The 14,453-nt window shown below is 75.5% G+C and carries 15 protein-coding genes; 13 read left to right on the top strand and 2 right to left on the bottom strand.

The genetic code is table 11. The annotated features are described in order from the left end of the window. The first annotated feature begins 328 nt into the window (after window positions 1-328). From ABT263_RS29430 to ABT263_RS29370, 13 genes are all read left to right on the top strand, one after another. Window positions 329-820 carry a hypothetical protein gene (locus ABT263_RS29430; RefSeq protein WP_352294930.1) on the top strand — a complete coding sequence of 164 codons (492 nt, stop codon included), beginning with the start codon at window positions 329-331 and terminating at the stop codon, window positions 818-820. Between the two features lie 340 nt (window positions 821-1,160). After that, a complete protein-coding gene (locus ABT263_RS29425) occupies window positions 1,161-1,493 on the top strand; it encodes a DUF6354 family protein (RefSeq protein ID WP_352294928.1) in 333 nt (110 codons plus the stop codon). Between the two features lie 554 nt (window positions 1,494-2,047). Next, window positions 2,048-2,191 (top strand): hypothetical protein, encoded by a 144-nt coding sequence (locus ABT263_RS29420; RefSeq protein ID WP_352294926.1) that lies wholly within the window; start codon window positions 2,048-2,050, stop codon window positions 2,189-2,191. Window positions 2,192-2,596: 405 nt separating this feature from the next. After that, on the top strand, window positions 2,597-4,102 hold the full coding sequence (locus ABT263_RS29415; RefSeq protein WP_352294924.1) for a DNA cytosine methyltransferase: 1,506 nt from the start codon (window positions 2,597-2,599) through the stop codon (window positions 4,100-4,102). Window positions 4,103-4,563: 461 nt separating this feature from the next. Further along, window positions 4,564-4,929, top strand: a complete 366-nt coding sequence (locus ABT263_RS29410; RefSeq protein WP_352294922.1) for a hypothetical protein — start codon at window positions 4,564-4,566, stop codon at window positions 4,927-4,929. A gap of 669 nt (window positions 4,930-5,598) precedes the next feature. After that, on the top strand, window positions 5,599-6,180 hold the full coding sequence (locus ABT263_RS29405; protein WP_352294920.1) for a hypothetical protein: 582 nt from the start codon (window positions 5,599-5,601) through the stop codon (window positions 6,178-6,180). Window positions 6,181-6,422: 242 nt separating this feature from the next. Further along, window positions 6,423-6,803 (top strand): hypothetical protein, encoded by a 381-nt coding sequence (locus tag ABT263_RS29400; RefSeq protein WP_352294919.1) that lies wholly within the window; start codon window positions 6,423-6,425, stop codon window positions 6,801-6,803. Window positions 6,804-7,718: 915 nt separating this feature from the next. Then, window positions 7,719-8,183, top strand: a complete 465-nt coding sequence (locus ABT263_RS29395; RefSeq protein ID WP_352294917.1) for a hypothetical protein — start codon at window positions 7,719-7,721, stop codon at window positions 8,181-8,183. A 694-nt stretch (window positions 8,184-8,877) separates the two neighbouring features. Further along, a complete protein-coding gene (locus ABT263_RS29390) occupies window positions 8,878-9,345 on the top strand; it encodes a hypothetical protein (protein WP_352294916.1) in 468 nt (155 codons plus the stop codon). A 529-nt stretch (window positions 9,346-9,874) separates the two neighbouring features. After that, window positions 9,875-10,369: a hypothetical protein gene (locus ABT263_RS29385; RefSeq protein WP_352294914.1), complete on the top strand. Its 495-nt coding sequence runs from the start codon at window positions 9,875-9,877 to the stop codon at window positions 10,367-10,369. Window positions 10,370-10,889: 520 nt separating this feature from the next. Further along, the gene (locus tag ABT263_RS29380; protein WP_352294912.1) at window positions 10,890-11,270 is read left to right on the top strand and encodes a hypothetical protein; all 381 of its coding nucleotides are present in this window, start codon (window positions 10,890-10,892) and stop codon (window positions 11,268-11,270) included. A gap of 619 nt (window positions 11,271-11,889) precedes the next feature. Then, the gene (locus ABT263_RS29375; protein ID WP_352294910.1) at window positions 11,890-12,351 is read left to right on the top strand and encodes a hypothetical protein; all 462 of its coding nucleotides are present in this window, start codon (window positions 11,890-11,892) and stop codon (window positions 12,349-12,351) included. Between the two features lie 170 nt (window positions 12,352-12,521). Next, on the top strand, window positions 12,522-12,848 hold the full coding sequence (locus tag ABT263_RS29370) for a hypothetical protein (RefSeq protein WP_352294908.1): 327 nt from the start codon (window positions 12,522-12,524) through the stop codon (window positions 12,846-12,848). Between the two features lie 325 nt (window positions 12,849-13,173). On the opposite strand, the gene ABT263_RS29365 is transcribed toward ABT263_RS29370, so the two are convergent. After that, window positions 13,174-13,635 (bottom strand): hypothetical protein, encoded by a 462-nt coding sequence (locus ABT263_RS29365; RefSeq protein WP_352294906.1) that lies wholly within the window; start codon window positions 13,633-13,635, stop codon window positions 13,174-13,176. Further along, window positions 13,635-14,255: a hypothetical protein gene (locus tag ABT263_RS29360; protein WP_352294904.1), complete on the bottom strand. Its 621-nt coding sequence runs from the start codon at window positions 14,253-14,255 to the stop codon at window positions 13,635-13,637. Before ABT263_RS29360 ends, ABT263_RS29365 begins: the two co-directional genes overlap by 1 nt. Window positions 14,256-14,453 lie beyond the last annotated feature (198 nt).

Genomic DNA, 14,453 nt, shown 5'->3' with positions numbered 1-14,453 from the left:
ATCATCCGCCCCGGCCACCCCCCCGGGGCCCCGCACCCCGCCCCCGCGGCCGCCCCCCCGCGGGGCGCGTATAGCTTACCCCGGCGGGGGGGGGCCCCCCCCCCCCCCGCCCCCCCCACCCCCGCCCCCCCTGCCCCGTGCTGCCGGAAGGAGAACACCCGCCGGTATCCCTGCGCGCAGGCCCCCGCCAGCGGCAGTCCCCTCGCCACGCCCCCCGGCACCGGAGAGGAAACGCCCGGCCCGCCCACGAGTCACGTCAACACCACGACCAGGAGCTGACATCAACACCCCGCAGACCTCCACCGCACTCACGGCCGCCGAAACGGCGGTGCTGGACTTCCTGCACGCGCTCGTCGCCGCCCAACCCGTCTACCACGCCACTCGGACCTGGACCCACCGAACGGTTCAGGCGCTGCTGCTCGCAGAAGGCCGCTGGTTCACCCCTACCGGGCTCCCCTCCCAGATCACCCCCCTGCCCGAAGGGAAATGCTTCGCCAACGCGGTACTCACCGAGCGTACCCACCCCGGCCTGCTGTACGCCGAGGGGTTCGCCATGCCCGCATCCGTGCCGGTTCCCGTCGCCCACGCCTGGTGCGTCACCCCGGACGGCCACGTGGTCGATCCGACCTGGACCGACTTCGCCGGGGTCGCCTACATCGGCCTGCCCATCGCCGACACCCGGCTACGCCCCGATCCGCTGCGCCCCAACGGAGTTCTGGAACGGCCCGAGACCCTCCACCCTCTGTTGCGCGACGGTGTTCCACCTGGCACCGCGGCCTCCATCGGCCGCCCGTGCCCGCCCAAGGAGTCGGCGCCGTAGCGGAAAGCAGCTTCGACGCCCAGACCCCGGCCCCCGCGATGCGCCCCGTTGCCCCTGGCACGAGTCGCCGGTGTTCGCCTCGGGAGCCGAGGCGGGCGACCACGGCCGCGTGAGATTGACCAGCCCAGTCCTTCGGCCCGCGCTCTGGTGGGCAAGACCAGACGCACGCACGCGGCGGGACGTGCGCCTCGGCTGCGCACGACCGCCCACCCGGGGTCCGTCAGAGCGGAGCACGCTCAGACACACTGCTGCCTACCCGCCCCGGTGCCGACCCTGGCATCCTCCTGAACTACCACTCGGGCGGGCAGAAGCCCGCGAGACGACACGAGGAGTACCACTCATGGCCACCACCACAGTGACGCTCGGCCAGCTCTACCGCGATCTCGCCCCCGACATGAAGCCCCGCAACCGGCGCCTGCGTGTTGTCGCGGTGGGTGCCGCCCGTGCCGACCTCGTCGTCGAGCACGACCTCGGCGGCCAGGTGGGGAAGAAGACCCACGCCAGCCTTTCGCGACTTCGGTCCGCCGCCTTCGAACTGATCGAGGAGGCGACCGACACCGACCCGCAGTACCTGGCAGTGCTGGCTGCTGTCGCGGACGTGCACCGACCCGGGGCCACCCCCGCCGACTACGCACGCGCCGCATGGCACGTCCTTCGAGCGCCCTCGCCATAGCGCCACCGGCCCCAGCCCACCGGCCCCAGCCCATCGGCCGGTGATGCCGCACAAGCCTGCCCGACCCCACGCTGACCCGGCGGCACGAGCCGTCGGCCCGCGCCCCGTGCTGACCGCCGCGCCCGGTCCTGGCTCCGTTCGAAGCCGGGCTGCCCGCGCGAGGGCGTCCGCCGGCCTCCGCATGCTCTTGCCTCTCCTCACCACCAGCTCACCACCGCTCGCCACCATCACCCCGACCCACTCTCCGAGCGGTGACGTCCGGGGCTCCATCGGACCCGGGCGGCGCAGCCGAGGTCCGCTGCGCCGGCCCTGTCGTCGCCGGGTCGTGGTGCCTGTCGCGGCCCTGTCGTCGTGCCCTGTTCCCGGTTCCGCTGCGCCTGGCCACTCCCGTCAGCCGGTGTGGCAGCCCTGCGGGCGTCCCGTCATAGCTGCTCCGCCCCCAACTCCCACCCGGTCTGCCATAGTCCTGTCACAGGGCCGGGCAGTCCCTGGCACCACGCGGGCGTCGATGCCGTGACGTCGCCCCCGCCATGCCCTGCCCTGGGCCTGCCGACGTGGCAGCCCTGTACGCGATGGCGCGCAGCCCCTGGTCGCTGGCGGCCGCCGATGTCGTCGTACCGTCCCCGTGCCCCGCCGGTGCAAGCCGCCGCCCCGAGGCGGCGGGGATCGTCACCGTGCTGCCGCTCCGGCCGGGGTGAGCTGGCCGTTCCCGCTGCGCCCCCGGCGGCCCGCCCCGCCGGGCCGCCGCTGTGCTCCGAGGCCGGGTGCCCCGCCGGTGTCTCCCGGTCCGGCAAGCCGGGAGGGGGCAGGCGGGAGGGGGGCCGGGGGCCGCGTCCGGCCGTCCGGCCACCCACGATCCGGCCTCCCACCATCCGGTCATCCGGCTCCCTGGCTGGCCGGGGCGTCGGGCGCCTGGCCGGGGTGTTGATCGGCGGCGCACCGGGTCTACGTTCCAGGACAACAGACCGGCCGGGCCCCGGCCCGGGGGGCCGCACCTGCCGCCGCCCCGGCTGCCCGCCGCCCGCTACCGGCCCCACGGGCCGCACGGGCCGTACGGGCCGCTGTCACGGCCGCCGGTCACCCCTCCAGGCCGGGAGCCCGCCTTGTCCACGCCCACACCCACGCCCATATCCGCGGCCGCACCTGCCGCTGCCCGCCCCGCCACGTACGAGGACCTCCCGCTGTTCGCCCTCGACACCGACGGCCCGACCCCCACGACAGCCACTGTTCCCATACCGACGCATGAGGACCTGTTCGCCCTCGACGGTCCCGAACTGACCGCCGTCCTCGACTTCCTGACCACCGCGCAGCGCGACCAACTCGCCGGACCCTGGCCGACCCGCTGGCTCTACCCGCCCGGCCCCGGCGACCCGCCCCGCGGCGTGAGCGTGTGCGCCGGGTGCGGCGGCGGCTGCGCCGGGCTGCGCCTGGTCCTCGGCGTCCAGGCCGACATGGTGTGCATCGAGTGGAACAAGAACGCGGCCGCCACCAGCACGGCGGCCGGCTGCACCGTCGTCCAACGCGACATCAAGACCCTCGACCCCCGCCACCCCGCGCTGCGATGGACCCGCCGCGTCATGTGCACGATGCCGTGCACCGACTGGACCCGCGCCGGACTCGGTGCCGGCCGCGACGCCCAGAACCTGGAGATCCTCCTCGACGCGATCGACCAGGTCGCCGCCCACATGGGAAACGTGTGGGTCGACGGCTGCGAACTGTGTACCCACGACGACCCCGACGACTGCGACCCCGACGTCTGCGACGGCCGCATGATCGAGCCGTCCGGTATCCCCATCGCCGAACTGTGGTCCCTGGTCGACGACATGACCGCCGACACCGCCGGACTGATGCTCGCCCCGGTCATCTGGATCCTGGGCCTGCGCTCCATCGGCGCCCCCGTCGAAGCGATCGTCATCGAGCAGAGCTCGGCCCTGCCCGAGACCGTCCAGGAATACATCCAGGCCGAACTGGTCACCGCCGGATGCGTTTCCGTCCACTGGCAGACCCTGGACGCCGCCGACTTCGGATCCGCCAGCAACCGCAGACGCGCCATCATGTCCGCCCACTGGTACCGCCACCTCGGCCCCGTCACCGTGCCCGGCATCACCACCAACGCCGCCCTCGCGCTCGGCTGGCCGCCGCAGACCCGGATCAACACCCGCGGCGAACGCAGGACCAGTGGCGGCAACGTGTTCGCCCTCGACCGCACCATCCCCGCCGTCACCGGCAAGATCCGCGGCTGGTACTGCCAGGACACCGGCCGCCGCTTCACCATCCCCGAAGTCTGCGCACTGGTCGGCCTGCCCGCCACCCACCCAGTCACCGGATCCCGCACCAGCCAGTGCCAGCAGCTCGGCGACATCTTCAGCCCCCTGGTGGCCGCCGCCGTCTGGGGCACCCTCCTGGGCCTGCCCTGGCCAGTCATGCTCCGCACCTACCTCGCCCAGATCCACCCCACCGTCCACGGCCGAGGCGACCCAGCCGCCATCCTCTTCAACCCCGACCGCACCCACACGACCCCGGCCGTCACCGACGCCGACATCGCGCGCCTGTTCGCCACCGGGACCTACCCGCGATTCCGTATCCAGCTCCAGCCGGCCGCACCCTGACCACCGCCCCCGCCTGATCACCGCCGCCGCCCGGCCGCCGACCCCACCGGTGGCCGGGCGGCGCCATATCCACCCCGCCCCCGGCCGCTCCCGGCCGCCGGGTCCGGCGGCTGCCGATCCGGCCGGGCCGCCGACCGCTCCGCTTGCTTCCGCCCCAGGCTTGACCGGCGCTCTGCCGCCCCTACGGTCCGTCCTGTGCCCGCCCCAGGACGCCGTGCGGCTGTTACGGCCAGGGTGTGGGTGTGGGGTTGACCGGCAGTGCGATGCCCGTACGGTGTGTCCTGTTCCGGTCGATGACCGCCCTGGTCGCCGTGTTTGGCCCGGCGGCCGGGGCCCCGCCCTCGGGGGAGGGGCGTTGCACTCCCCGCCAGGGACCCGCCCCGGTTCGGGGGAGTCCACCACGAACGCGGCCCGACAACCAACCACCTTCCTGCCCATTCCATCGGAGGAGACGCGGAGTCATGACCACCATCGACGCACACACCCGCCACGAGAACGCACTGGCCGCCCTGGCCCAGGCCCAGGACGCGTACACCGCCGAACTGAACCGCAGGCCAGCCCGCACCGGCGACAGCGTCCAGGACGCCCCGCCGGTCCTCCTGTGGGCCGCCGAGATGACCAGGCACGGCGACAAGGTCGCGGACGCCATGATCGAGGTCGCCGAGGCCAAGGTGGCCGCCCGCATCGCAGCGCCGGACTGGGCCGCCACCATTCGGGAGAGGGCCGAGGCCTACCGGGCGCAGACCCACAACGCGTTCTCCTCCGGTCTGTCCGCAATCCGACAGGCCGTCCTCGATCACGATTCCCAGGGCGGCCCAGTGCGGTGACCGGTGTCGCGCCGCGCTCCGAGTCACGACCAGTGGCGCCGGGCCGGCTGTAACGCGTTCGCTGTTCCGCTGTCCGGTCGCGTTGCCGAATTCGGGTGTGGTCGTTCCTACGCCCGCCGCTGGCGTTCCCTGCCGCTGTCGTGAAATGGGGCCGCTGTGTCTTCCCCGCCCCGAGTGGGGAGGCACAGCGGCCCCCCTTTCGCCCGTACCGGCCTCACCGGCGGGCGGGCAGCGTCGTACCGGCCGCGCCGCCCTCCGGCCGGGCCCCCGGCCGCCCCGGCGGCCCCGCCACCCGGCCGCCCCGGCCGGTCGGTGCCCGCGAGGGCGGTTGACCGGGCGTACGACCGGCCCTACGGTCCGTCCTGTGGCCGCCCGGCGGCCGCGCTGCGCCCCCTTCCACGCGGCCGTTCGGGTTTCCCCGGCGCCTCCCCGGACACCCCACGGGTCGAGGCGCCCCGTGTGCCGCCCTTGTGTCCCCCGGGCAGGGGCGGCACACCGGCGGCCGGCTGCACCCCTCGCAGCGCCCGGCCGCCACCGCTACTGCACCGCCCCGACCCGCAGGCCCGGCCACCCGCCACACCGGCTCCTACTGCCGGGCACCGACACGCCCCGCTCACGGGGGCGCCGGACGCCACTACACAGACCGACGACAAGGAACCCCGACCCGTCATGACCGACTCCGACCACCACACCCCCCTCGCCGCCGGGATGACCCACATGGCCACCCAGGTCGTCGCCACGTTCGAAGAGCTCCACCACGACGCCGTCCCCTGGGGGGCGCTGGCGCCCAGCGCCTACCGCATCGGCCTCCCCGACCCCTCGGCCCTCGCCGAAATCGGCATCGACCGCGACCCCGCGATCAGCTTGCACGCCCTCGACATCCGCCTGCCCGACGGCGACCTGCCCGCGCATCTGCTGGCCTACGCGCAGACCCTCCTGGACAACCGCCGCACCACCTCGCTCGGCGAGCCCGGCTTGGTCGACGCCCTCGAAGGACTGACCGTCGGCCTGCTCACCATCGCCGAACGCTTCAAGATCGACAGCACCGGAAGCGTCCGCCAACGCGCCACGACCGCCGTCCTGGCCAACGGCACCGCCGTCCACATCATCCGCACCCAGGACCAGCCCCACGTCTCCCGCACCATCGGCCACATCACCACCCCCGGCCCCCGCATGGCCCACGCCCTGTGGCACCTCAGCCAGGCCCTCGACATCTTCCCGGCCACACCCCCACCCACCGCCCACCCGTAACCCGCCCGCCACCGCGCCCCGTTCACGCCCGGCCGCCGCCCCCACCGGTCGCCGGGCACCGCCATGCCCACCCCGCCGCCCGGACCGCTCCTCGTCCTGCCCTACAGGAGTCGGCCCCGCACCGCGGACGAGGGTGTGCACCTTACCCACCCGCGGAGGCACCGTGTTGAATGGACACCGGAACCTACGCCACGGTCAGCACACCGCCCGCCGCCTAACCCCTCCTCGTGAAAGGAAGATCTGTGCACGGCACCACCGCCCCTGGCCACGCCCATGCCGATCACCCGGGCCCCATGACCGGCTCCCTGCCTGCGGCCGTGACACGGTTCCTGGACAACTGGCCGCAGTGCCGCGACCCCCGCCTCATCCACGACCAGTGTCACGAAGTGTCAAAGGCGTTCGCTGCCTCGCTCGCCGAAGTCGGCGTTTCGGCATCGGTCGTATCCGGCGCGGAGATGGAAGACCTGCCGGACGGCGGAAAGCTGATCCTGCGGGCGCACTTCGCAGTGCGGGTCGGTGAGGACGTCTACGACTGGACCGCCCGCCAGTTCGACGCGGGCGCGCCTGTCCCGCTGGTGGCCCCGTACGACGAGTGGCGGCAGACCTGGAAAACGCTTGCCTGACCTACCCGAGGACGGCCCGCCCACCCTTTCCGGCCCTGGTCCCCGTCGGCGACCGGAAGAACTTGGCCGGCCCCAGGCTGCACCTACGGTGCGCTGTGTCCCCGCCGTGTGGTCGCAGTGACCTCCTGCCGCACGGAACGGGACCGGTAACCTCCCCCGCCATCGGGCAGGCCCGGACGTCCGTGCCGTTCCACCACAAGGCGGCGCACCGCACCCGGGTCCCACCGGACTGCCCGGCCGACCAAGCCCCCCGCCCCCGGAAGGGGCGGTCGGCCGTCCCCAGAGCCCGCGTCACCGCGCCCTCCCCTGGAGCAGTGGCGCGGGCCCTCCCACATTCGCCCCCGCCCCGGCCTCGGTCCCCGCCCGGGGTCCGGGTCCCGCCCCGGCCGCCCGCGCCGGGTCCGGCTTCCCGGCCGGTGCCGGTCGGTGCCCGCGAGGGTGGTTGACCGGCAGACGACCGGCCCTACTGTCCGTTCTGTGCCCGCCCGGCGGCCGCGCCGCGCCCCCTTCGCCGCGGCCGTTCGGGCTTCCCCGGCGCCTCCCGGACACCACACGGGTTGAGGCGCCCGTGCCGCCCCGCGCCCCTCCCACCCCCCGGAGGCAGGCGCGGGGCGGCACCCTCCTGCCCGGCCCGCGTCCCGCGCCGCTGCGCCCCCGACCCGGCCACGGCCCCACCCCGGCACGTACCACCGGCCCCGGACACCACCGGCCTCTACCGGCGGCCCGGCCGGGGGATCGGTCCGCCGCCGGGGACGCACCCGCCGACGCCACCGGCCTCTACCGGCGGCCCGGGCGAGGGACCGGTCCGCCGCCGGGGACGCACCCGCCGACGCCACCGGCCGGGGCCCTTCGCGGGTACCCGCCGCCGCCCAGGACCTCGCCCTGCCCATCGCCCGCTGCCTCTGGAGCCCCCGCATGCCCTCGACCGATCCGGAAGCCCTCGCCGCGCGCTACCTCACCGAAGTCCGCGCGATCGAGGACGACACCCTGCGCTTCGCCACAACCCTCGGATACGCCGCCGATCTGGACCGCCTGACGCTCCTGCCCGCCACCCACGAGAAGATCCCGCACACGGCCTCGCTGCGCCGCCGCCTCGCGGTCGCCGGTGACCTCCTGGAGCAGGCCGGCGCCGGACTCTTCAGGGTCCACCTCACCCGGCCACTGCCGAAGAACACCGCCACGATGCTCCTGTTCGCGATCCACAGCGTCCAGGAGATCCTCCGCGAGGCGCACCGCGCGGCGTGCACGGGCGTGGAACGCGAGGCGCTCGGCCAGCTCGGCGTCGCCGCGACCACGATGCGTCAGATCACCCAGGACGTGAACCGGTCGCCGCTGCTGGCGGGCCACCGCGCGGCCGTGAACGCCGCGAAGCCGAGCTGACAGCCCCGCCGTACACACCGCACCCCTGCCGCGCCCGCCCTCGCTCCCCGAGGGCGGGCGCGGTCCCGGTTCCAGGGGTCCGCCCTCCTGCTGCCCGTGTGGTGCTCGCCCGCCCGGCCTGCTCGCTGCGCCCACCTGAGCCGCCGCCGACCTCTGCCTCTCCCGCCCCGGGCCGGTCGGTGCCCGGGAGGGGGTTGACCCGCCCGCCCGGGTGTCTACTGTGCGTCCTGTGCCCGCCCGGCGGCCGCGCTGCGCCCCTTCTGCGCCGCGGCTGTTCGGGCTTCCCCGGCGCCTCCCCGGACACCACACGGGTCAAGGCGCCCGTGCCGCCCCGCGTCCCTCCCACCCCCCCCAGGGCGCGGGGCGCCATCCTCCCGCCCGGCTCCCCGCCCGCGCCGCTGCGCCCCGACCTGGCTGGGTGGGCGGGCCCGGCCCCGCCTTCTCCGGCAGGCCCCGGCGGCCGGACCACCCCTTTCCCGATGGGCGGATGCCCGGTCCACATCCGGCGGCGACCATCGACCGCCCGCTTCCGGGACTGCCCCCGGCGCTGCAACCCGTCGGCCGCCCGACTCCTGGGCCCGTGCCGCACCGGAGTCGACCGCTCTCACCTGTCCGGTCCCGCCGCGGCCTCCCACGAGGGTCCGCCCAGCAGGACAACCACGACACACCCGGCCACATCATCACGGAGGAACCCGTGCACCTCACCGGCTACCGTCTCACCCACGCCGACCGCCGACCGTTGCCGACCGACGCCGTCCACGGCCCGGTGGAAGCCCTCGCCTACGGACGCGTGCGCGAGACCCTCGACCGCCTCGTCGCCGACGGCCTCACCCACCCGATCTACTGCTGGGAGATCGGTAACAGCGGCCGACCCGACCCCAGCACCCCGCAGCGCACCCTCCCCGACTGGCGGCTGGTCACCATCCGCAACCCCGCCCCCCAGCAACACCGGATCGCGCACCGCGCCATGTGCGCCGACGACGGCCTGTGCGCGTGCGAGCGGACCGTCCCCGTCCCGCTGCCCGCATGGTGCAACCTGTTCGCCGGACTCACCCTCAGCCCCCTGTTCCACCTCCACCCCGCCGACCGCGCCCGCCTCACGGCCCTGCAGTGGCCCGCCCCCAAGGACGCCGAAGGCTGGACCTGCCCCGCCGCCCTCTGAACAGCCCGGGCCGGTGAGGCGCACGGCTCGTCCGCGGTGGTGCGACCGGGGCGCGGCAGAGGTGCCGCGGCCCGGCCGAGCCGCCCGCTGCCCCTCTCGCCCGCCGGCGCGCCGCTCCTCCTGCGATACGCCCCAGAGCCCGCCGCCGCCGCCCCTGTCGTACGAGCCCCCCGGGACCGGCCCCGCACCCTGCCCCGGGCGCGTGGCCGGTCCCCGCCCCCGTACCCGGCCGGCCCCGTGTCCGCCCGACGGCTGCCGTCACGCCCGGCTGCGCCCCGCCGACCACCCGGCGCCCGCCGGGGTTGACCGGCGTCCTGCCGTTCCTACGGTGTGTCCTGTTCCCGCCCGGCCGCTGTCGAGTGCCGATGCGCCTCCGGTGGTGCGGGCTTCCCCGGCGCCTCCCCACCACGGTCGAGGCGCCCCGGTGCCGCGCCCGATCCCCTTCGGCGCGGCACCGAGCGGCCGGGCCCCCGCATCCCTCGCGGGGCCCGGCCGTCACCACACCCCACCGCCCCCCTCTGGAGCCCCGATGCAGTTCTCCCTCCATCTCACCAGCCCCGAGCACCCGACGGTCCGGATCGGACCTTTCGACAACAAGGTCGCCGCGGACCAGTTCCGCTGCGGACTGGGCGGCCAGCTCCACACCACACCCCACCCGGCGGGCCTGAACGTGACCATCGCCCCGTTCGACCCCCTTGAACCGCACCTGGCCGCGTTCCTGCCCCAGGACGCCCGGGAACTGGTCATGCTGGTGCTGGACCACCCCACGGACACCTTCCCCCAGCTCTACACCCGCTTGAGAGCCGAACACGGACCCGACGCGGCGGAGGACATCTGGGAAGAAGTGCAGGCGATGGCCGCCGACTTCTGCAAGGCCCGCCCCGACGGCGCTCCCGGCCCCTGGTGCGCGCTACCCGCCGACCACCCCTCGGTCGTGCACGTGGATCGCCACGGATACGGCTGGGGGAACGGCTCCGAGCACCCGTACACGGCCGTGGTGCTCCTGGCCGACCGGCTCACCTGACAGGTGGTCCTGCGTCGGCCAGGCCCCCACATGCAGCGAAGCCAAGCACATCGCCGGCGGCGCCACCTTTCGGACGCGGCACCGCGAGTGGCGCGCCACCCGCTTCGGCTGAGCACCGCCGCCGTCCGACCCGGCCCGAGGGAGCCTGTTCCTTATCCGACACCGGCCCTGGCCCCCGTCCCCACGACCGGGAAACGGACGGCCGGCCCCGCCCATCCCGGGCTGCTCACCGCCTCCCGGGGTGCCAGCGACCTCCACCCCCACCGCCAGCCCCTCGTAGCCCCGAAGCCACCGCCCGCCTGGCCGGCCGGGCCCCCACCCACCACCCGCCCAACACCATCCCCGGCACCCCAGCACGGGACCACAACCCCGGGCCCCCGAGCCTTGACCAGCCCACGCAGCTACCTACGGTGACGGCACATCAGCGCGTGACCAAGACCGCGCCCCACCACACGCCGCGCCGCAACCGCCCCCCAAGAGGGGAACGCCGCGCGGCCCCAACCCTGTGAGGAAACACCCCATGGCCCGATCCGGCCCCACCACAATCCGTCCGCAGCACATCGTGCCCGGCCGCCAGCTCGCCACTGTCAGGAACGGCTCCGGCGCCATCGTCACCGGCAAGATCCTCAGCCTGGTCGACACCGACGGCCAGTCCCTCGTTCAGCTGGACTGCGCGGCAGGCGCGCCCACCCTGGTCGGGCTGGAGGAGGTCATTGACCTCCTGCACGCGCTGGAGAGCGACTGCCACCAGTACTGCTCCCACGCCTGCGCCACGGTCCGGGCGCAGTGGGCCCACAGCACCGGCGCCCCGGACCCGACCAGGACCCTCCCCGAACCCGACGTCTTCCCGCGCACCGAGCAGGACGGCTCCTACGGCTACACCGGCTTCCAATCCTCCTGAACCAACCCGGCACGCCCCATCCTTCGCCCGGCCGCCGCCCCCCTTCCCGGCGGCCGGGGGCTTCCCATGCCCGCCTCCCCAGCGCACACCCCGCCCGCCAACACCCACTGGTGTGGCGCCGGCCCGTCCGGTCCCGCTGTACCAGGCAGCCCCCGGCGACCCGCCGCCGGGGGCTGCTCCGTCCACACCGGGGCGCCCAGACGGCGCCACCCGCCGCCGGGCCACCCCGAGCCGGCCCTGCCCGTATCCCAGCCGCCTGATCCGGGCGCGGCCGTACGCCTGCCACCCCGGGTAGCCGGGCCGTCCCGCCCCGCGCCGGGCCGCGACCGCACCGTCGGCACCTCTGCCGGTCGGCTCCCGAAAACCCCGAGCCCGAGCCCGCGCCATGCCACAAGACCTCCGCAACCAGAGGGGGGAAGCCCCGGCCCGGGCACCCACCGACCCCGGCCAACCGGCGAACAAGCCATCCAGCAAAAGCCGTTGACCCGCCCACTGGCGTAGCTACCTTCACCCCGCAGAGACCGCCCGGCCCTCACCCGAGCGCCCGGCCCCGGTGACCACCACCCCGGCCCGCCGTCTCCCGCAACCCCACCACAACCCGCCACCCGGGAGCTTCGCCATGCCCGCCCACCGCCGCCCCTCCCTGCTGCGCACCCTCCTGCGCCACACCACCACCCACACCGTCACCCGCTACACCATGACCGGCCTGATGAACGTCACCACCAGCCCGCACGGCTGGTCCGAGCGCCACTACGGCTTCCAGCCCTGGCACCCCCTCGCCCAGGTCCACGACCCCGCCCGCCCCGGCCACCCCCTGACCTTCACCATCGACGCCGCCAACCTGCACGCCGCCGCCACCCGCGCCCGCGCCATCGCCACGGCCGCCGCAGCCGACCTCCACGGCACCTGGTGGCCGCTCACGATCGGCCGGCTGGCCACCGGTGACGTCATCGCCCTCACCACCAGCGACACCACCCGTTACTTCGCGCTCGCCCCGCACGGCGCCCTCACCGCGCTCCCGTGCATCAACGACCCGATCCCGGCCGCCCACCTGCGCCGCCGCCCCGCACTCACACCCTGACCGCCCACCCCCGGTGCCGCCCACCCCCAGGCAGGCCGCACCGGGCCCGGACCGAGTCCGGACCGGGCCCGCGCACCCGGCTGCCGCTGCGCCCACTCCCGGCCCGCACCCGCGCAGCGCCACGGGCCCTCGCTGTCCACGCCCCGCAACACGCCGAAGGAGAACCGCCCATGCGGCCCGCACCGTCCACACCCCGCGTCCACGCCCTGCTCCTGCACCGGGGGAGCCTGATCCTCACCCGCCACCCCGGCACGTGGAGCCTGGCCTTCGCCCGCCCCCGCGACCTGATACCGGACGGCTTCACCAGCCCCCTCCCCTCCCTGCTGCTCACCGTCTCCTGGGGTGTCATCGACCTCCACGCCCACTGCCAGCCTCTCGCCGTCCCGAAGCGGCTGACCGCCCGCCTGGCCGGCCGCTGGCTGCGCCGCCACCCCGCCGACCGCGACCTCGCCGTCCCCGGCCACCACCGGATCGGACCCTGGGTTCTCTCCCGCTAGCACGGTGCCCGCGGCCTGGCCCTGTGGCGGCTGCCCGAGTGGGACTGCGCCCGCCACGCCCCCGACGACGAAGGCGACTGGACGATCCCCGCGTTCGGGCCCCCGCACGTCCCCTGCTCGTGCCCGCGTCACTCCCGCTGGCTGGAGATCGTCCTCGCCCTCGCCGGCCCCACCCTCCCGCATGCACCGGGCGAAGAACCCCCGTTGACCCGCCCCGCTCCTGCTCGCCGTCCCGGCAGCACATCGATCGAAGGCCCGCCCCGTTCTCCGCGCCACCACGCGCGGGGAGCGGGGCGGGCCTTTCCGTCGTCCCCGCGCTCCGCCGTCAGGTCCCGGGCGGGCGCCGCATCCACGGCGCCGCAGGACCACCCGGCCCGGGCGGTCCGGGTGATCCGGGTGGGGGAGTGCCGGGCCCCGGCCCCGCCACCGGACCGGCCCCCGGCCCCGACGGCCCGGCCGGCGGGTACCCACCGCCGCCCGGCCAGCCCACCGCACCCTGCTGCACCACCGGCACCTGCTGCGGCACGGCCCCGTCGACGACCGCGCCCGTCCACCGGCCCGGCACCGCCGCCGCGACGTGGAACGCCAGGCGCACCGCGGCGTCCACCACCACGCTGGTGTTCTCACCCACCAGCACCACCTTCTCCCGCCCGGCCACCTTCCGGTACGACACCAGGCGCATCCCGTGGACCAGCGGACCGTCCGCCCCCTCCTCCACGACCTCGAAACCACCGCCCAGCCACGTCGGATCCAGCTCACCCGCCGTCACCTCGGACACCTGGGCCATCACCGCACCCCCGACACGCCGTCAGCCGGGCCCGAACCCGGACCCGGACCCGGCGGGCCGCCGCCCTGGCCCGCCCCGCCCACCACAGGCCGCACCGCCGCCGGACCGCCGCTCGCGGGCACCGAGCCCTCGGGTGCCACCCGAACCCCCGGACCGGGGCCGGGCCCGTCACCGCCCGCCGCCCGCTGCGCCTCACCGGCCGCCCGCCCAGTACCGGCCGGCTGCTCACCACCCGCAGGCACCACCGCCGCGCTGCCGCCCACCGACCCCTTCACGTGCGCTACCAGCCGCCGCAGCTCACCCAGGTCCACCCCCAGCCGGTCCGCGACCTCGTCCTCCCGCACCGCCACCCCCCGCACCTGAAGGCCCCGCATCCGCGCTGCCACCACCGCCCCCGCCTCCCACCCCTCGCGCCGCGCCCGCTCCCGCGCCGCCTCCAGCTTCCCGATCTGCTCGTCGATGCCCTCCACCACCTTCTCGGCCCGCTCCTGGAGCGTCAGGAACTCCTCCGCCCCCTCCAACAGCGCCATGTCCCGGGCCTCGTACTCGCTGCGCAACTCCCGCGCCCGCCGCCGGGCCGCCACCGACCCCACGGCCTTGCGCTGGACCCCCTTCGCCATGACCATCCCGCCTCTCTCACTCACCCGCACCGAACGGCGCGATCGGGGAACCCGCGACGCCCCCGCAACGATCGAGCCCGGGCGCCGCGCCGACCCCAGGCAACCCGCCACCGCCCCCGCCCGGGAAGACCGCGCTCCGTCAGATCCCGCCAGGCGGGATCTGACGAACCCGCTTCCCAGACACTTCCCACCCGGCGG

The sequence above is a fragment of the Kitasatospora sp. NPDC001603 genome (assembly GCF_040298365.1).
In the GTDB taxonomy this organism is placed as follows: Bacteria; Actinomycetota; Actinomycetes; order Streptomycetales; family Streptomycetaceae; genus Kitasatospora.
This window is presented reverse-complemented; position numbering and strand designations above follow the sequence as displayed.